Origin of the sequence: Ruegeria faecimaris (genome assembly GCF_900182615.1) — a bacterium.
GTDB lineage: Bacteria > Pseudomonadota > Alphaproteobacteria > Rhodobacterales > Rhodobacteraceae > Ruegeria > Ruegeria faecimaris.
Genome location: NZ_FXTE01000013.1, coordinates 17,597 through 35,392 on the forward strand (window position 1 = coordinate 17,597; position 17,796 = coordinate 35,392).

Below are 17,796 nucleotides of genomic sequence, written 5' to 3' on the forward strand. Positions count from 1 at the left end.
CACACTCTTTACGCGAGTCCGTTTGTTTCGTGATTTCCAGTATGCACACTGTTCGATCCAAGTTGGTCAGCGTAGGAAGTCAGTACATACAAACGTTTTACTTTTGCTTTACCGGAACTGGAACCATTGAACGGTTAAGCTATTTTGCAAAGGTTTACGACGCCTTCAAACATGTGATAATCTCAATCAAACCTTGTTTTAGCTATATGTTAGATCTTGGCTTTCAGATTAGCGGCAATGCAAGACGATCGAATGCCACGAGAGTAGTGGCGGCGCATGTTGTTTACCAACTGCGCGAAGATTTCGACCGAACGATTAGAATTCATGAATGTAGCCTGGTCAATTGACCCCTCAACTGGGGTGCGGATGGACATCAGCGTCTTGTAGCCACCTATGATTTCCAGAGCCTGAACCACGCAATCGTAGTCTACTGTTTCACCTTCGCATGAGTCGCAGTAGCGTTTTACGATGTTCAAGTATTTATCGGTTTCACTGATGCGGGAAATGCTTTCGTTCAATCGAACCAAATCGACACTTTCAGGTAAGTCCGAGCCCCGGCCCAGCATCACTGTCGTGAACTGGTTGGCTTCGTCGGAAAAATGCTGATTGAGGTTCAACAGCCGTGCCAGTCGTTTGAGACCCAACAACCCCGAAACACGTTTGGGATTGGATTCTTCCACAAAGGCCCGCATCGTGATCGCCTTGTTTTCCCGCGCCATATAAGCTTCGATCCACTTGAGAAAACCGGCTTCGGACAGGCCGTAGTTTTCTGAAGGCATGGAATTGATCAGATCAAAGCGGCCGTTATTCAGTGTATTCCACAATACATACTCGGCGCCTTCAATCTCACCATGAGTTTGCAGTGCTATCGCATTGCTGATTGGCTGACGACCAACCCGATATCCAAAGATGGCCTCGCCGTGTTTTTGTAGGGCAGGATTGCTCAGAGCAAGCAACCAGTTTACGGTTCCCTTATCGGGATCCGGTGCACGAAGAAGCTGGTCTCGTGCCTGATGATTGATCAAGTAATCGGAAAATCCTCCAGGTACAGTATCGCGATCGATCTGACCAAGGATCATTTGCGCCGACGTGTTCCCCTGACTGGCCGCTTCCGACAAACCTTGCAGGCCTACGGCCTCGCTACCATTGAGCCAGCTGTCTACTGCGGATTTGTATGGGTCTTCCTGCGCGACAGCCGCCCCTGACAATTGCAGTAGGAAAACATTGGCCAATACTGCGAGCATTCTCATACGACGTTACTCCATTGAATTATCGTCTTGGTCACTGACCGTTGTATTCCCGTTCCGAAGCTGAGTTGGCGCTTCGCTACTGGGATGTGGTGACAACGTCTCGCAACCAGACTTCCACTCGGCGGTTGATACGGCGACCATTCTCAGTGTCGTTGCAACTTAGCGGCGAGATCTCACCATAACCCAGAGTTCGGATGGTTAACCCGTCCAGGCTGTTGGTAGGCGCTGCTTGTAGCAACGCATTGCTAACTTGTTTGGCACGCTGCTGACTGAGTGACCGGTTGGATCCGCCAGCACCGACAGAGTCTGTGTATCCGATCAAAAGAAGTTCTTTGTTTGTGGTTTCTTCCTTGGCAAGCAACGAAGCAAGGCGCCTTATGTCGTCCTGTGCCCGCGTATCCAGGCGAGAGGATCCGAATGCAAACCGAAAGGTTATAGAACTACGGTCGGCACCCGACAGCTCAGCCGACATTTCCTGCAACTGTTTCAGAGTAACCTCTGCATCGGTTGGCATAACTGCGCCAAGATAGCGTAGTCCCTGCTCATTGGGGCCTTGCAGGGATTCCCCAAGTGACACAAAGCCCGAAGCATCAATTGTCTCTTGCGCCTTTTCGCTTTCGAGGAATTGCATGAAGCGGTTCAACTGTGCTGGCGCAGTTTTGCCGGTATATGCATACAAGCGTCGGCTAAGCGGGTATTCTTCTGTCTTGATGGTGAAAGGTGTCGCTGGAACCTGAATTCCACAAACACCGCGAATTGCAAGAACCTTGGCCTCATCAGCACTTGCGAGGCTGGTAATTCCGATGCCAAGCGGATCAGAAGCAACTGCTGCAACCAATTCCGTGTCTGTTTCGAAAAAGCTTGTATCGCTCGCGTATGTTGCGCCCACGGGGTTCATGATCAGGTCATTGAAAACCAACGCAGTTCCGCTTTCAGGCACTCGCATGTAAAGCTGGATCGGGGCATCGGGCCCACCAATCTGGCTCCAGTTGGAAATGGCTCCGGAAAATATTCGCGCTAGATCCTGTTCGGCGACTGCCCGCAGTTGGTTACTTTGCGATGTAATAACAACTAGACCGTCCAGCGCAAAAATTTTCTCGTTTTCACTCGAGGTGATATCCCCGAGTCCAGCCTGCGATGCGCTTGCCAGCTCGTCGGGTTGAGCCGGGCGTGTGGTCACTGCCAGTGCTGAGTTTCCATCGACCAGTTGTTTGATCCCGTCTGCGGAGTCACCACCCATCAAGGAGACTTCGGCCAAAAACTCGCCTAGTTCGTTGCGGAGCAGTAGCTTATCAACACCTTCTTCCTCAGAGCGCAAAGCAGTGCCGCCAATCTCCTCACCGAATTGCGTCGTAAGATCGGCGAATAAGACATCGACCAGGCGAGAAGAACCTGAAATGCCATATTCGACTGGACCTTCGTTCCGACTGGGGCAGGCTTCGCCAATGCATTCAACTTTGAAAGCGTCAACCGTGATTGTACCAACCACCGTTCGGAGTTCGTAATTGGCGCCATCAAAATCTATTAGCTCTCCGGTCAGAGTCATTCCGCCGTCTAAACTGTTCAACTGAACAGTTTCAGCGTTTGCCATGGTCGCGACGGACAACATCAACGCACCAGAGGTAGTTTTCAGGACCCGATTTAACATTTTCCTAACCTCAAACTTCTGATTATTGATTCTCGTTTTACTCAAGGTTGTTTCGCAAAAACTGATACAACCTTCATAATTTCTTAATGACGTAGCGGTAAGCGGGAAGTTTAGTCAAGGCTGCAGCGGGGATACATAAAATTGCCTTGCTTCCCCCCACTTATGGACACGTTTGAGGCAGATTCTGACCACAGTTGGCGCTCTTTCTTAGCTTGTATCCGAAGCTGACGCGATTCAACGTCGAATTGAGTCGTGATTTTAGGGGCTCAGGTTTTCCCTGAGATTTCCCAGAACGAACCTCATACCTTTCTTGCCACGCATTCGCAGCCTTTGACCCAGGTGATTCTTAACTATTTCGGGCACTCGAACGGTTCTGTTGCAAAGTTCTGAACCTGCCGAGCGGTTTCAGCAATCGCTCGTGAGTTAGGCCGCGAGCTCGGCGAACTGCCGAAACGGACAGAATCCGGGTGTGAATTGCCCCTTGCGGATTATGTGAGGGACTTCGATGCCGTCCAAAGTTGCCGCTGCTGAAGCGAAACAATTGGCGGTGAAGAAGTTGGCACACAACCTTTGGACCCAGTCGCAAACGCGCAGCGCTCCAGTTGAAGGCGTAGATGCCCTTCATCGAGCACAAGCTGCAACTACGCTTCGATAGTGAAGTACATTATTTTTGACACTAGGTATAATATTTCATACAAGATGTAAGTAATAATCGACTCACTAGAAGTGATTTGTCCAGAAAGGATTTCAGAAATGACCTACCAAGATCGCAATACGGTCGTCTCGATCTTCGTGAACCTCGCCGTTAGTGCATTTGTTGTTTCACGGCTTCTGGATATGAATGCCTCTGGATTGTTTGATGGCCCAGACGCTGTAAACAACTGGGCCCGCATGGTGATCTGGCTGATCCCCTTGGGCGTCGTGGCCACCATCATCGGCACCATACTGTTCAACATTGGGTTTGCGATTGTTACACACGAACCCAAACCCAGCTTCGTCGTTGATGAACGTGACAAGATGTTCGAGCGCCGAGGCAGCTACGCCATCATTATCTTCGCCGGTGCGGGTTTTATCTCAGCTGTCGTCGCCATGGCTCTCAACGCATCAGCGCTCACTGGCTTCAACATCATTTATTTCGGAATGGCCTTCGGATCCCTGTCAGCAGATATTGTCAAATTTGCTAGCTATCGGCGGGGGTACTGATCCATGGGCAAACTCAGGATCACCAACAATATTAGACGTCTACGCTTTGACGCAGATGAAATGACGCAAAAAGAACTCGCCGAAAAGGTTGGAGTCACCCGACAAACCATCGTTGCCATTGAAAACGCCAAATATTCACCAACGCTCGAACTGGCGATCTTGATTTCTCGTGTATTCGACAAGCCCCTCGAAAAAGTCTTCGACATCCAAGACGCCAGCTAAATCATCGCGTCTGCTGCACCCTACCAAAGGATTAGATATGTTCATCAAACCCACCCGGTTCTGGAATCTGATGGCGAGATCCTATGCCCGCCGTCCGGTCCAAAACCAAGCCGCCTATGAATACAAACTGGACATAACTGCAAGACACCTGTCCCCCCAAGACCGCATCCTGGAATTTGGCTGTGGCACAGGTACGACGGCGCTCATTCACGCCCCAAAAGTCGCCCATATCGACGCCATCGACTATTCATCCGAAATGATCTCAATCGCCCGGGAAAAAGCCGACGCGCAGGGTAGCAAGAACATCAACTTTGAAGTTAGCGCGTTCGAGTGCTGGCCTATTCCGGCGAAGGGTCAACAGTATGATGCCGTACTGGCTATGTCGATCCTGCACTTGGTACTGGATCTTGACGCGACACTGGACCGTGTTCGTAGTTCCTTGAAGGAAGGTGGCCTGTTCTTCAGCTCGACGGTCTGCCTGGAAGGTCTCGAGAAGTTCGTCATACCAGCTCTCGGGACCATCGGCCTATTGCCCAAGATCCGCGCCCTGACGCAAGAAATCCTTGTAGAGCGTATGCAAGCTCATGGGTTCGAAATTGAACAAAAGTGGCGTCCCGAAACGGGTTCGACTGCTTTCATCATCGCAAGGAACAGCGGTTAGTCGTTCGACATCTGACAACACTGACCCAGCCGTTCATGCACGCCGCCGAGAACGGCTGGAGAGAGCCCTGATTGACCTATGCTGATACACGCATGAATGTCCGCTATGGGGCAAGCAAAGCAATAGCGATGGTTGAGGCGATGATGCGAAGTACAATGTGGCGACGGATTGATGTCGTGGGCACAGAAGCCTGTTCGGTTAACCGTAACGGAACGTCTCGCGTAATCTCGGGCATGGCTGTCTACGTAGTTGAAAATTCTCCTGTCAGAATAGCTTATTCCGTGACCTGTAATGACGAATGGGTGTGTAGCGCCGCCACCGTACAGCGTTGGATTGGGGCAGATAGGGTTGATCTTGTTTTAGTGAAGCAAGACGATGGTACATGGACCTCGAATGACAAAGTTGTGGATGCTGTTGATGAATTGCTCGACATCGATCTTGGGTTTACACCGGCCACGAACACGAACACGAATGCGATCAAGCGACTCCAGCTAGGGATTGGAGATCAGGCAGAGTTCACTGCTGTTTGGTTGGATGATGAAACCTGGACATTCAAACCGCTGAAGCAACGATATGAGCGGCTGAACGAGAATACCTATAGGTACACTTCGATCAATAGTGGATACGAAGCAAATTTGACTGTCGATGGATTTGGTTTCGTTCGAGTTTACCCTGAGTATTGGAAAGCAGTGATAGCTTAGGCCCAACAAGGGCTCTAAAGCTAAAACGATTGCCAGAAACGGACTTTCGTTTTTCCAGGTGAGCGGCAGTATAGTCCGTCTACCCGTCGTAAAAAGCTTCTAAAAATCGATCTCAACACCCGGCAGGTTCAGCTCTTTCATCATGTCGCGCAATTCCTGACGTGCTGCGATGTTCGAAATGTTCAGCTGTTTGATCCCGATATCCTTGAGGTCCAATAGGGTCAGCCCGCGCGGGAACAGCTCTCGGAAAATAACGCGTTCGGAAAAGCCCGAAGCAACCCGGAAGCCGATCCGCTGCGACAGCATCTCGATCGCGCGCTGCATCTTTTCCTTGTTGACCATGCGTTGGGTACCGACGCGGTTGCGCACAACGACCCAGTCGATGGGCTTCAGGCCGGCTTGCGCGCGCAGCTGGCGTGCGTTCCAGACCATCTCGGAATAGACCGACGGGCCCAGAATTTTCTCACCCTTTGAATCGATGCGTGCCAGCAGGTCAAAATCGATAAAACTGTCGTTCAGGGGAGTGATCAGCGTATCAGCCAGCGAATGCGCCACCTGGCTGAGACGGGTATGAGAGCCGGGGCAGTCGATCAGGATGAAATCGCTATCGCTTTCCAGCTCGGACACGGCCGCTGAGAGGCGGTGGTCATAGATGTTTTCTCCCGGTTTCAGCGTGCTTGCATCAATCTCGGGCAGGTCATGGTGGCGGGGGCTGGGAAGGGTCAGGTCCGCGCTTTTCAGAAAGCTATTCCGGTTCTCGAAATACCGTCCCAAGCTGCGTTGCCGCAGGTCCAGATCCAGGGTGCTGACCTTGTGACCCAGGCGGGCGAGTGCGGTGGCCACATGCATGGACACAGTCGATTTGCCCGCGCCGCCCTTCTCGTTCCCCACTACGATAATATGTGCCATGCCTGTATTCCCAAGTCTCACCGTGTTTGCGTACACGTTGTTGCAGGCCACTATATGTTGTGGAAAGCGGGAAGGGAAGAACCCGAAGCAATGTATGGCGGCATAAAAAGGCGGTGTTGCGGAAATCTCAGCCTGCCCACAGACCGCTGACTTGCGAAAGCCAGGACTATGTTTCAATCTCCAGGCTTAAGGACTGTGAGAAAGACATGGCTTGGAGCATCTGTTTCTGAACGTACTGAATGTGGTGCTGCCGGTGCTGATCTGTGCCGGGGCTGGGTATGTACTGGCGTTGACCAAAACGCCCTTTGACAACAAGGTAATTGGCGCGATCGTTTCGCGGGTTGGATATCCCACACTGATCATCTCTCATCTGTCGGCCACAAAGATCGCTGTTGGAACGTTTCTGGACGTGATGGCCGCTGCGGTTTTGGCGATTGCCGGGTTTGGTGTTCTGGGATTTGCGGCGCTGAAGGTTATGCGCCTACCGGCGCGGGCCTTTCTGACGCCTCTGATGCATGGGAATGTGGGCAATATCGGATTGCCAATCACCTTGCTTGCGTTAGGCGATGCGGGGATGGCCTATACGATGGCTTTTGTAGTGGTCGTTCTTGTCAGCATCTTCACTGTAGGGATGTGGATACCAGCCAAAGAGTTTTCGCCCAGAAAGCTCGCCACCTCGCCGATCATATATGCGGTGGTCCTATCGCTGGTGCTGATGGCCAGCGGCTATAGCCTGCCTCAGCCTGTTGCGAAGTCATTCGATATCCTGGGTGGGCTTTCCATCCCGCTGATGCTGCTGACATTGGGCCACACATTGGCCAGCCTTCGGGTCAACCGCCTTGGGCGTGCGGTGACGCTGACCGCTTTGCACCTGGTGATGGCAGTTGCAATCGCCAGCGGGTTGGTCTGGGCCTTCGGCTTTACAGGCGCTGAGCGCGGCGCGGTGATCCTGTGCTGTTTGATGCCGTCATCGGTGGCGACCTATCTGTTCATAGACCAGCATGTGCCGGAATACGGCCCCGATGTTGCCGGGTTCATACTGGTTTCGACCCTGACAACGATCATCGCTTTGCCGCTGGCGCTGTCCTACTGGATCTAAGGCTAGGCGGTTTGCACATTCCTGCTAAGCTGTCGGTGTGGCGCTCCATAGTCGCCGCCCGTATTTTAGGACGTATTTGATGTTACAAACGAATTCATCTGATGTCGGCGCACGCGTTGTATTGGTCATGACGGCGATTTGCATGGTTGTTGTTGGCTTCAATTCCACGGCGGTTGCGACCATCCTGCCTGATCTTAAGAATGAGTTCGATCTGTCGCCTTCGGACCTGCAATGGGTCATGGCCATCTATACCGTGGTCAGTGCCACGTTGGTGACGATTATCAGTCGGCTGGGTGATATCACGGGCAAGCTGGGCGTGTTTCTGGTTGGCATGATCGTTTTTGCCATAGGCTCTGCCTCGGCCTTGTTCGCGCAGGACGGGGCGATGATGCTGTTTGGCCGTGGGGCGCAGGGGGCAGGGGCCGCAGCGCTGTTTGGCACGTCGTTGCCCTTGTTGACGGCAGCGACCCCGGAGGAAAAACGCGCCAGCGTTACCGGAGCATGGGGCGCCATCGTCGGACTGTCGATCGGGATCGGCCCTATCCTTGGCGGCGCATTCGCCCATTACATCAGTTGGAGAGCCGTATTCGCCACCGATCTGATCCTGCTGACCACCGCGTTTATCATTGGCTTGACCGTGAGAAAACGGAACTATGTACCGAACACGCGACTGGCCGGTGCCCGGTTCGATTATCTCGGCGCTGTGGCTCTTGTGCTGTTTCTGGGGCCGCTGTCATTTGCCCTGAGCAATGGGGAAAGTGGAGGATGGCAGGCACCGTTGACGCTGGTGCCGTTGGGTGTGGCCATGCTGGCCATGGTCGGCCTTGTGCTGGCTTCGCGCCGCAGTGAAGATCCGTTGGTCGAGCTGCGCTATTTCCTTCATCCGCGCTATTTCATGGCGGCAGCGGGGATGTTCCTTACCGGCTTTATGCTGTTTGGTTTTTTCGTCTACTTCAACACATTCGTCCAATCGCCTGATACATTCGGATACACGTCTGTCGGGGCTGGGCTTGCGATTATGCCGTTGAGCCTAAGCATGTTCGCGATCTCGGTCATCGCGCCCCGATTTCTTGCGCCCTACAGCTTTCAATGGCCTGTTGTGATCGGGCTGGGCGCAATGGCCGCTGGGTTTTTGTTGCTGACCACGATTACAGTTCCCACTCAATATGCGCAGATCTGGTGGAAGTTGATGATCGTCGGCATTGGTCTTGGTATCTGTTTCTCGCTGCTACCGCGTCTTGGGTTGCGGCTTTTGCCTGATGAGCATGTGGGGCAAGGATCAGGTGTAATCAATGCCTGCCTCTATTTCGGGGCTACGTTGGGGGCTGTGGTCTGCGGGCTTGCCGAAGCCATCACCTCTCGTCGGGGTCTTACCGAAGTGATCGACGCGTTACCGGCCGGCTCGGCCCCCCGCGATGATCTGGCTCATGCGCTGACCCACGGAACGCCCAGTCAAATCCAGCAACTGATCGCCGGCATGGATCCGACGTCGGGAAGTGCTCTGTCAAAGGCTTTGCGCGACCTGCAGGACAACGCTTTTGACAGCGCCATGATGGTGACGGCGATTGCGGCGCTGATCGGCGTGACGCTGGGGTTGATGTTGCTGCGCGGCCCTGTGCCCCCGGTGCACAGCGCGGCGGATCTGACACGCGCGACGAAACCCTGAGGGATTGATCCTGACCCGTTTCTTGTCAGGGCGGTGTCAGAGGTTTCGGGTAAAACGAAAAAGGCCGCCCAGAAGGGCGGCCTTTCGCATTCGAAACGGGTCAGGCTTAGAAGCCCAGACCTTCGTATTTCTTTTTGAACTTCGACACACGGCCACCGGCGTCCATCAGACGCGCGCCGCCACCGGTCCATGCGGGGTGCACGGAGGGGTCGATTTCCAGAGCCAGCTGATCGCCTTCGGAGCCCCAGGTGGATTTCATCTGAACTATGGTGCCATCGGTCATTTTGACGTCGATGACGTGATAATCGGGATGGATGTCTTTTTTCATCTTTCCGTTCCTTACGCTTCGGCGCCAGCTTTGGGCTTGTAGTTGGTGACCTCTGCGATACGTGCGGATTTACCGCGACGAGTGCGCAGATAATACAGTTTGGCGCGACGAACGCGGCCACGGCGGACAACGGTGATGCTGTCGATATTGGTTGAATACAGCGGGAACACACGCTCCACGCCTTCACCAAAGGAAATCTTACGCACGGTGAACGCACCGGCGATGGTGTTGCCACCTTTACGGGCGATGCAGACGCCTTCGTAGTTCTGAACACGGGTGCGCGACCCTTCGGTCACTTTAAAGCCGACACGAATGGTGTCACCGGCTTTGAAATCAGGGATGTCTTTCCCCAGGGCGGCAATCTGTTCCGCCTCAAGCTGTGCGATCAGGTCCATCGCAGGTTCTCCTATCTGCTCGTGGTTGGTCCACGAAGTTTGGGCACGGCCTGAGAGCTCTTGGTCTTCACCGGGTCCTGCGTACAGCCCGCCAGAGGTCAGATCGAATGTTCACTTGGTCTCTGGCCTGCCCGCCGCGCCGTGGCTGAAGAAAGCCGGGCGTCACGACATGATGCAAACCAAAACACCGGAGTCGCGAAGTTGCGGCACCGGATTGCGGTCATTTACGGGCATCGGGGGCAGGGATCAAGCCTAAATCGCCATGCAAGGCGGGGAAAACGGTGGGTTTCCGCCGCACGCAAACAGAACCATTGCCTTGCGGGGCTGATCAGGCAAACTGGACGTAATTATAAGAGCAGTCATTTGATACAGGATTAGATCATGCGCACCGCATTGATGCTCGCCGTCATGGCCTTTGCGACCCTGTCCTGCGGTCGCAGCAGCCCGCCGCCGCAACTGGTCGAGGCCCAGTCGTTTCCAGATGCTACGCCGCCCTCTGTGATCTTCCCAGCCTTTGCAGATGCAGACCCCCACGAATGGGAAGGGAGACATCCGGGGCATTACCCGGTGCACGGGCTGGACGTATCGCGCTGGCAAGGAGCGATAGACTGGCGCACCGCCAAGCAGTCCGGCGTTAGTTTCGTCTTTATCAAAGCGACCGAAGGGGGCGATGTCGCCGACCCCATGTTTGCCAGCCATCGGCAAGGTGCGCAGGCTGCGGGCGTGCCGTGGGGGGCATATCATTACTACTATTTCTGCCGGTCGGCGCGGGAACAGGCCCGCTGGTTCATCCAGAACGTACCCAAGGGATCGGATCTGCCACATGTGCTGGACATGGAGTGGACCCCGCATTCTAAGACCTGCACCTTGCGCCCCGATGGTGCGACGGTCCGGGCCGAGGCTCAACAGTTCCTGGATATCCTCGAACGCCACTATGGGCGCCGTCCGATCGTCTATACGACGGTGGATTTCTATGGTGATACGAATATCGGGCGGCTGCCCAAGACTGAGTTCTGGTTGCGTTCGGTCGCCGGTCATCCGCGAAATGTGTATCCCAAAGCGGTGTGGCGGCTCTGGCAATACACCGGCACCGGGCTGGTGCCCGGTGTTCAGGGGAGGGTTGATATCAATGTCTTCAACGGGCCACCGGAAATCTGGGCGCGCTGGAAATCTGGTAGCCCTTAGACTTTGGGCACCCCATAGGTTTCGACGGTGTCGCCCACGACGAAGTGACCAAGCGTGCATTCGCGCTTCCCCCCCGAAAAATTCTGCAGCCGGGACCGCTCAGTTGCGGGGCTCATATCACACGGGGGATGTCATTCAGACGTCTCTTCCGGTTCACCCAGATAGGCCTCCCACAGATCGGGTCGCCGTTCGCGGGTGATCTGTTCGGACATATCGTGACGCCATTCGGCGATGCGACCATGATGGCCTGACATCAAAATCTCGGGGATTGGGCGGCCTTTCCATTCGGCCGGGCGGGTGTACTGGGGGTGCTCCAGCAGGCCCGACGAAAAACTCTCTTCTTCGGCCGAGGCCTGATTGCCCAGAACGCCGGGGATCAGACGCACCGTGGCGTCGATCAGCGCTTGCGCGGCAATCTCGCCTCCGGTCATCACGAAATCCCCCAGCGAGACCTCTTGGACGCCGTAATGCTCCAGCACCCGTTCATCAACACCTTCAAACCGCCCACAAAGCAGGGTCATGCCATCACAGCGCGCGAGGTTCTGCATCATGCGCTGGTCCATGCGGCGACCGCGCGGGCTAAGGTAGATCAGAGGCCAGTTTCCTTGCGCCTCGGTCATCGTGTGCTCGATTGCTTCGCCCAATACATCAGAGCGCAACACCATCCCCGCTCCGCCGCCGGCCGGGGTGTCGTCCACATTGCGATGCTTGCCGACACCGAACTGACGCAGGTCAACGGTTTCAAGCTGCCACAACCCTTCTTGCAGGGCTTTTCCAGTCAGGCTTTCGCCAAGAACTCCGGGAAAGGCCGACGGAAACAAGGTGATGATCTTGGCCTTCCACACCCCATGCAAATCGGGCGTGGGCGTAAGCAGTTCGCGCGGTTTCAGCGTAGGACGGATCGCCTTGCGACCATGAGATTTCGGGGACGTATCAGTCATGATATACCAATCAGGCCTGTCTGCGCGCGTTCAATCACGGCAGTCTTTTGCGCCACCAGAGCCGCCTCGTCCAGGCGCGAACGGTTCAGGTCCAGCAACTCGGACAGGACGTCTTCGGGGAGCCGGGTATTGACCTGAGTCGGAGGCACCAGAAGGTTGGCCTTGTCACGCGATAGGTCCATAAATTCGGCAAAGGGGTCGCCAGGTCCAAGCCGTCGCAGTTGCAAATCTTCCAGCCATTCAGTCGTAACAGAGACGGAAGGCAGCTTTTCCCTGATGCGGCTGACGGTGTCTTGCAGCGGCGGCAGGTGGTCCAGGTTGTCGCGAAAGGTTTCAAAGTCAAAAACCTGTCGCATCCGTTCCAGATCATGTGCCCACAGACTGCGCAACCAGCCTCCGCGCTGGCGCAGAGACAGGTATATCGTGATCTCAACCTCTTGCCCTGAAAATCGCTGGCGAATTGAATCCACCAGACAGGCAGCCAGATCGGGGGCCGCAGCATAGCCTTGGTCGATATTGCGGCTGGGCCTGAGGCCGGCGAAGTTTTCTTCGCTCAGGATCAGTCCCCGCTTGTCGCCGAAATCCAGGCTGTCCAGAAATTCGCGCAGCTGACTGCCAAACTCTGAGAGGGTTCCCACCGTTCCATAGACGGAATGGTTGGTGGCCGCGCGGGACAGGCCGGAATTGCGGGTGCGATACGGTAGGACCAGCGCAAAATGCGGCCAAATCAGCTCGCGATTTTCATAGAGGAAGGATTGCGCCGCTGTTGTGCCAGTTTTGTGCAGGCCCAGATGCAGCAGGACCCGACGCATCAGATCAGCCCTTCGGGCGGGTCGGCGACGATGCGGCCCTGTTCCAGATCAACTGTTGGAACCGACTCGAGTGTGAACGGTAGCAAAACAGTGGCATTCAGGCCCGGCCCGTGCAATTCCAACAGGTCCGCTGCACCGTGGTTCTGGACAGATTTAACCTGACCCAGCAACGCGCCCCCTGTGTCATAGACCGCAAGCCCGATCAGATCTGTGTGGTAGAACTCGTCATCAGGTAGCGAAGGCAACTGATCGCGCCGCGCAAACAGGCGCAGCCCCTTCAGGTCATCTGCCTGTTCCTTGGTTTCAACTCCGCCCAATCTGGCGGCAAAGCCATTCTTGATCGGACGAGTCAGGACCAGCGGATAGCGTTCCGCGCCCTGCTCATCCGTCAGCGGCGAATAGGCTTCGATATCCTCAGGGATCGCGCAATAGCTTTTCAGGCGCACTTCGCCGCGCACCCCGTATGAGCCCGCAACACTTCCTACGCAGATCAGGTCATTCATTTGGTCCATCCACCGTCACACATAGCCCGTCTTGCCATAACCCGCGTGCCTCACACGCTTCGCGCTGGTTCGAGCGTTCGAAAAACACGCCCACAATAAAGGCGATCATCAACAGGATAGGAAGCCGTAATAGTCCGAACATACGTCTATCGTACCTCCACAAGCAGGTTGTTGTCGCGGAATTCCCAGCCAGATTGCTGCAACTCGGGGGTTTCCGAGTGCTCTTCGGGCCATCCGACACAGAAGTAACCGATCAACCGCCAGCTATCCGACACGTTCAGATCACGCGCCATTTGTTCGGGGTCCAGAATAGACACCCATCCCAACCCCATCCCTTCGGCCCGCAACGCAAGCCAGAACAACGTGACAGCCGAGACCACGGAATAGCGCCGCATCTCGGGCATCGAACCTGCACCCAAACCGCGTCCCTTGTCGGTGGAATCGTCGCAGAACACGGCCAGCTGCACCGGTGCTTCCTGCATTCCCGTCAGCTTCAACTGACTATACAGCCGCGCATTATCGCCCGAGTATCCCTGTAGGGCCTGGGCATTCGCAGCCTGAAAATTCTTTAGCGCCGCTTCGCGCGCGGCCGTGCTTTCGACACGGACCACTCGCCAGGGCTCGCTTAGCCCCACAGAAGGTGCCAGTCGAAACGCGTCGAGGCAGCGCGTCAGCACTGCCTCGTCCACAGCTTCGTCGCGAAACCGGCGCACATCGCGCCGGAGTCGCAGCAACAGATCGAACTGCGTGCGAAAATCGTCGGTAAAGGTCTGATCCCGCACGCGCCGCCCTGCTTACTCTTCTGCTGCTGCTTCTTCAGCAGGCGCAGCAGCAGCTTCGGCAGCTTCAGCGGCCTTTGCAGCTTTTTCTTCCGCGCGCTCCTGAGCTTTCTTGCCCGGGGTACCCTTGTTGGGGTTGCTACGCTCAGCTTTTTCCTTGGCGCCGGCTGCTTCCAGCATGCGGGCGATCCGGTCGGTGGGCTGGGCGCCCTGGTCCAGCCAGTACTGGATGCGCTCCATGTCCATTTTAACGCGCTCTTCGTTGTCTTTCGGCAGCAGCGGGTTGTAGGTGCCCAGCTTTTCGATGAAACGGCCGTCGCGCGGCATGCGGCTGTCGGCAGCCACGATGCGGTAGAAGGGACGCTTTTTCGAGCCGCCGCGGGCGAGACGAATTTTCATTGCCATGGTGGTATCTCCTTTAGATGGCGTGTGCCGGGAACGGCCCGGTCAATTCTGGTGTTTCTTATGGTGTCGGATGACTTCCTGAATGATGAAATTCAGAAAAGCCTTGGCGAAATCGGGGTCAAGATCGGCCTCTTTCGCCAGGTCTTCTAACCGTGCGATCTGCGCAGCTTCGCGCGTGGGATCGGACGGGGGAAGGTCGTGTGCCGCTTTCAGTTTGCCAACGGCTTGTGTGTGCTTGAACCGCTCGCCCAGTGTGTAAACCAGAATCGCGTCCAAGCGATCGATGCTTTCGCGGTGGTCCTTGAGCAACGCGGCAGCCTGAGTCACGGGATTGGTCATTGGCCGGTCCTTTCGGTGGTCAAAGCAGGTTCGGATAAATCGAGCGTGGGATGGCGCCAGACCTGGCAGGGCTTGCCCATCACTTCGCCTTCGCGCTCGAAGCTGGCCCCCATACGCTCGGCCAAGGCACGAGAGCGCGTGTTTTCATGCGCGATATAGCTGATGACGCCATTCAAACCCTGTTGGCGCGCAGCATAGTCGCGAGCTGCAAGGGCTGCCTCGAAAGCCAGACCTTTGCCTTCCGCCCCGTCCATCAGGGTCCAGCCGAGTTCGGGTTCGTCCCAGCCAGGTACATCAATGATGCCAACCGCGCCAACAAAGCGACCGCTGGAATTCTCGGTCAGATGCCAAAGGCCGTAGCCTTTCAGCGCCCAGTGACCCAGACGCGTTGCCAGAGAGCTCCAGCTGCCCACCTGATCCCGCGGACCGCCAACCATATGGCTGCGCTCGGATGCATAGAAGGCAGTCAACTCAGGCAAGTCATCCGCATGCGGGGCCCGCAGAACAAGGCGTTCAGTTTCGATGATCGGGATGGAGAACGTCGTCATGCGTATGCCTCCACTCCACCGTTCTCAAGGTCTGATGGAGCCGGATGCCGCCAAACCTGCATCTCGCCATAGGCCGGGTGTTTATAGATGCTGTCAAACCGCGCACCCAATCGATCGGCCACGGCTCTGCTCGCCAGATTGTCGGGGTCGATCAGAGAAATAGCAGTATCCCAGCCCAGTACGTCATAGGCATATGTCCGTGCTGCGAGCGCCGCCTCGGTCGCGTATCCTTTGCCTGTTGCGCTGCTCATCAGTGTCCAGCCGATTTCCGGCTCAGGCCAGCTATGCGGAAACCACAGCCCTACATGGCCGATGTATTTGCCGGCGCCTTTTTCCTCTACCGCCCAATACCCATAGCCGCGAAGGGTCCAGTGACCCAGCAGTAGGGCAAGTGTCCGCCATGTCTCATCCGCACGTTTGGGACCGCCGACGAATTTCGATGCGTCGCTGGCAAAGAATGCTTCCAGCGCGCTGAAATCGTCCTCGCACGGGGCGCGCAGGATCAGGCGTTCGGTTTCAAGCCGGGGGATATGAGGTGCAGCGGCGGTCATTTACTTCTTTTTGCCAAATCCGCTGAGGCCCGGAGGCAGGGCCATGCCTCCGCCCATTCCGGGCATCTTGCCACCCATCGCTTTGGCCGCCTGCTCCAGCGCCTTGGGGTCCATGCCTGCCGCCATGTCTTCTGGCGAGGGGCCGCCTTTGCCAAACATGCCCTTCATGGCCTGTTTCAGCATCTTGCCTTTGCCCATCTTGCCCATCTTCTTCATCATGTCCGACATCTGCCGGTGCATCTTGAGCAGCTTGTTGAGGTCGCTGACCTCCATACCCGAACCCGCCGCGATACGTTTCTTGCGGCTGGCTTGCAGCAGTTGCGGGTTGGCGCGTTCACGCTTGGTCATGGATTGGATCAAGGCGATCTGGCGCTTGAGCACCTTATCATCCATGCCCGATTCTTCGACCTGTTTGGCCATCTTGCCCATGCCGGGCATCATGCCCATCATGCCTTGCATGCCGCCCATCTGGATCATCTGTTCCAGCTGCATCTTCAGGTCGTTCATGTTGAACTGACCTTTGACCATGCGCTTCATCATGCGCTCGGTCTGTTCGATCTCCATTGTTTCCTGGGCCTTTTCGACCAAGGCAACGATGTCGCCCATTCCCAGAATACGTCCTGCAATCCGGTCCGGCTCGAACGTCTCAAGCGCGTCCATCTTTTCGCCCAAGCCCACAAAGCGGATCGGTTTGCCGGTGACCGCGCGCATCGACAGCGCCGCACCGCCGCGCCCATCGCCATCCATACGGGTCAGAACCACGCCCGAGATACCGACCTTGGCTTCGAATTCCTCGGCGACCTCAACGGCGACCTGACCGGTCAGACCGTCGACGACCAGCAGGGTTTCGCGCGGGTCGACCGCGTTGCGAACCTGCTCGACCTCGTTCATCAGCACTTCGTCGATGTGCAGACGGCCCGCAGTGTCGAGCATATAGACGTCATAACCACCCAGCGTCGCTTGCTGCTTGGCGCGTTTGGCGATGTCGACGGGCTTCTGTCCGGGAACAATCGGCAGCGTATCGACGCCGATCTGTGTGCCCAGAACGGCCAGCTGATCCATCGCCGCCGGGCGATAAACATCCAGCGAGGCCATCAGGACCTTCTTGCCCTCTTTCTCTTTCAGGCGTTTGGCCAGCTTACCGGTGGTTGTCGTCTTACCCGAACCCTGCAAACCGACCATCAGGATCGGGGCAGGCGGGTTGTCGATCTTGAGCGCACCGGGGTCTTGCTCACCGCGCAGCACGTCAACCAGCGTGTCATGCACGATCTTGACGACCTGCTGGCCGGGGGTGATCGACTTGGTCACCGCTTGTCCGGTGGCTTGGTCCTGCACCTTCTTTACGAACTCACGCGCGACCGGCAGCGAGACGTCAGCCTCAAGCAAGGCAACCCGTACTTCGCGCAGGGCGGTCTTGACGTCCTCTTCAGACAGCGCACCCTGTTTGGTCAGCCGGTCAAAGACGCCAGAGAGGCGTTCGGATAGATTTTCAAACATGCCTGCGGCCTCCTTAGCCGGTTATCTGGTGGCGCTTCTCAGATAAGAAACACCGGTTAAATACACAATTGCCCCCACGGGCGAAACTCGCTGGTGGGGGGCGATCCCTGAACGACTCAAGGGACCGGAAGATCAGACGCTTCCGGATGTTGGG

At 56.1% G+C, this 17,796-nt stretch carries 22 protein-coding genes and 1 pseudogene; 7 read left to right on the forward strand and 16 right to left on the reverse strand.

The window, feature by feature from the left end; all coding sequences use genetic code 11:
* Positions 1 to 209: 209 nt before the first annotated feature.
* The 3 genes and pseudogenes from FN806_RS16440 to FN806_RS20685 form a co-directional block, all read right to left on the reverse strand.
* On the reverse strand, positions 210 to 1,250 hold the full coding sequence (locus FN806_RS16440) for a hypothetical protein (protein ID WP_142639118.1): 1,041 nt from the start codon (positions 1,248 to 1,250) through the stop codon (positions 210 to 212).
* Positions 1,251 to 1,326: 76 nt separating this feature from the next.
* On the reverse strand, positions 1,327 to 2,841 hold the full coding sequence (locus FN806_RS16445; RefSeq protein WP_246097295.1) for a phosphate ABC transporter substrate-binding/OmpA family protein: 1,515 nt from the start codon (positions 2,839 to 2,841) through the stop codon (positions 1,327 to 1,329).
* Between the two features lie 480 nt (positions 2,842 to 3,321).
* Positions 3,322 to 3,435 (reverse strand): annotated as a pseudogene (locus FN806_RS20685) (IS6 family transposase); the annotation flags it as partial.
* A gap of 216 nt (positions 3,436 to 3,651) precedes the next feature.
* Between FN806_RS20685 and FN806_RS16455 the strand changes: the two are divergent.
* The 4 genes from FN806_RS16455 to FN806_RS16470 all read left to right on the forward strand — a co-directional run bounded on the left by FN806_RS16455 (position 3,652) and on the right by FN806_RS16470 (position 5,685).
* Entirely contained in the window at positions 3,652 to 4,101 is a 450-nt protein-coding gene (locus FN806_RS16455; protein ID WP_142639122.1) for a hypothetical protein, read from the forward strand.
* 3 nt (positions 4,102 to 4,104) lie between these two features.
* Positions 4,105 to 4,323, forward strand: coding sequence for a helix-turn-helix transcriptional regulator (locus tag FN806_RS16460; RefSeq protein WP_142639124.1), 219 nt, complete (start codon positions 4,105 to 4,107; stop codon positions 4,321 to 4,323).
* 37 nt (positions 4,324 to 4,360) lie between these two features.
* Positions 4,361 to 4,984, forward strand: a complete 624-nt coding sequence (locus FN806_RS16465) for a class I SAM-dependent methyltransferase (RefSeq protein WP_142639126.1) — start codon at positions 4,361 to 4,363, stop codon at positions 4,982 to 4,984.
* A gap of 71 nt (positions 4,985 to 5,055) precedes the next feature.
* Positions 5,056 to 5,685 carry a putative glycolipid-binding domain-containing protein gene (locus tag FN806_RS16470; RefSeq protein WP_142639128.1) on the forward strand — a complete coding sequence of 210 codons (630 nt, stop codon included), beginning with the start codon at positions 5,056 to 5,058 and terminating at the stop codon, positions 5,683 to 5,685.
* 99 nt (positions 5,686 to 5,784) lie between these two features.
* Here FN806_RS16470 and FN806_RS16475 read toward each other — a convergent pair whose 3' ends face one another.
* Entirely contained in the window at positions 5,785 to 6,594 is an 810-nt protein-coding gene (locus tag FN806_RS16475; protein WP_142639130.1) for a division plane positioning ATPase MipZ, read from the reverse strand.
* Between the two features lie 211 nt (positions 6,595 to 6,805).
* Between FN806_RS16475 and FN806_RS16480 the strand changes: the two genes are divergently transcribed.
* Positions 6,806 to 7,693, forward strand: coding sequence for an AEC family transporter (locus tag FN806_RS16480; RefSeq protein WP_142639132.1), 888 nt, complete (start codon positions 6,806 to 6,808; stop codon positions 7,691 to 7,693).
* 79 nt (positions 7,694 to 7,772) lie between these two features.
* Positions 7,773 to 9,359: an MFS transporter gene (locus tag FN806_RS16485; protein WP_142639134.1), complete on the forward strand. Its 1,587-nt coding sequence runs from the start codon at positions 7,773 to 7,775 to the stop codon at positions 9,357 to 9,359.
* 106 nt (positions 9,360 to 9,465) lie between these two features.
* Here FN806_RS16485 and rpmE read toward each other — a convergent pair whose 3' ends face one another.
* Together rpmE and rplS are read right to left on the reverse strand one after the other, a co-directional pair.
* The gene (rpmE, locus tag FN806_RS16490) at positions 9,466 to 9,687 is read right to left on the reverse strand and encodes a 50S ribosomal protein L31 (RefSeq protein WP_142639136.1); all 222 of its coding nucleotides are present in this window, start codon (positions 9,685 to 9,687) and stop codon (positions 9,466 to 9,468) included.
* Between the two features lie 11 nt (positions 9,688 to 9,698).
* Positions 9,699 to 10,082, reverse strand: a complete 384-nt coding sequence (rplS, locus tag FN806_RS16495) for a 50S ribosomal protein L19 (protein ID WP_142639138.1) — start codon at positions 10,080 to 10,082, stop codon at positions 9,699 to 9,701.
* A gap of 381 nt (positions 10,083 to 10,463) precedes the next feature.
* Between rplS and FN806_RS16500 the strand changes: the two genes are divergently transcribed.
* Complete coding sequence (locus FN806_RS16500; protein ID WP_142639140.1) at positions 10,464 to 11,267, forward strand: glycoside hydrolase family 25 protein; 804 nt, start codon at positions 10,464 to 10,466, stop codon at positions 11,265 to 11,267.
* Between the two features lie 131 nt (positions 11,268 to 11,398).
* On the opposite strand, the gene trmD is transcribed toward FN806_RS16500, so the two are convergent.
* Genes trmD through ffh form a run of 10 tightly spaced genes read right to left on the reverse strand, consistent with a single transcriptional unit; the run spans position 11,399 to position 17,642 of the window.
* Positions 11,399 to 12,208, reverse strand: coding sequence for a tRNA (guanosine(37)-N1)-methyltransferase TrmD (trmD, locus tag FN806_RS16505; protein ID WP_142639142.1), 810 nt, complete (start codon positions 12,206 to 12,208; stop codon positions 11,399 to 11,401).
* On the reverse strand, positions 12,205 to 13,020 hold the full coding sequence (locus tag FN806_RS16510) for a hypothetical protein (RefSeq protein ID WP_142639144.1): 816 nt from the start codon (positions 13,018 to 13,020) through the stop codon (positions 12,205 to 12,207). Before FN806_RS16510 ends, trmD begins: the two co-directional genes overlap by 4 nt.
* Positions 13,020 to 13,523 carry a ribosome maturation factor RimM gene (gene rimM, locus FN806_RS16515; protein WP_142639298.1) on the reverse strand — a complete coding sequence of 168 codons (504 nt, stop codon included), beginning with the start codon at positions 13,521 to 13,523 and terminating at the stop codon, positions 13,020 to 13,022. Before rimM ends, FN806_RS16510 begins: the two co-directional genes overlap by 1 nt.
* Positions 13,516 to 13,665, reverse strand: coding sequence for a hypothetical protein (locus tag FN806_RS20545; protein ID WP_185956731.1), 150 nt, complete (start codon positions 13,663 to 13,665; stop codon positions 13,516 to 13,518). The genes rimM and FN806_RS20545 overlap by 8 nt, the downstream gene beginning before the upstream one ends.
* 4 nt (positions 13,666 to 13,669) lie before the next feature.
* The gene (gene bluB, locus FN806_RS16520) at positions 13,670 to 14,305 is read right to left on the reverse strand and encodes a 5,6-dimethylbenzimidazole synthase (protein ID WP_142639146.1); all 636 of its coding nucleotides are present in this window, start codon (positions 14,303 to 14,305) and stop codon (positions 13,670 to 13,672) included.
* Between the two features lie 12 nt (positions 14,306 to 14,317).
* Positions 14,318 to 14,707, reverse strand: coding sequence for a 30S ribosomal protein S16 (rpsP, locus tag FN806_RS16525; protein WP_142639148.1), 390 nt, complete (start codon positions 14,705 to 14,707; stop codon positions 14,318 to 14,320).
* Positions 14,708 to 14,749: 42 nt separating this feature from the next.
* Positions 14,750 to 15,046, reverse strand: a complete 297-nt coding sequence (locus tag FN806_RS16530) for a chorismate mutase (protein ID WP_142639150.1) — start codon at positions 15,044 to 15,046, stop codon at positions 14,750 to 14,752.
* On the reverse strand, positions 15,043 to 15,594 hold the full coding sequence (locus FN806_RS16535) for a GNAT family N-acetyltransferase (protein WP_142639152.1): 552 nt from the start codon (positions 15,592 to 15,594) through the stop codon (positions 15,043 to 15,045). The genes FN806_RS16530 and FN806_RS16535 overlap by 4 nt, the downstream gene beginning before the upstream one ends.
* Positions 15,591 to 16,145 (reverse strand): GNAT family N-acetyltransferase, encoded by a 555-nt coding sequence (locus FN806_RS16540; RefSeq protein ID WP_142639154.1) that lies wholly within the window; start codon positions 16,143 to 16,145, stop codon positions 15,591 to 15,593. Before FN806_RS16540 ends, FN806_RS16535 begins: the two co-directional genes overlap by 4 nt.
* Entirely contained in the window at positions 16,146 to 17,642 is a 1,497-nt protein-coding gene (ffh, locus tag FN806_RS16545; protein WP_142639156.1) for a signal recognition particle protein, read from the reverse strand.
* Between the last annotated feature and the right edge of the window lie 154 nt (positions 17,643 to 17,796).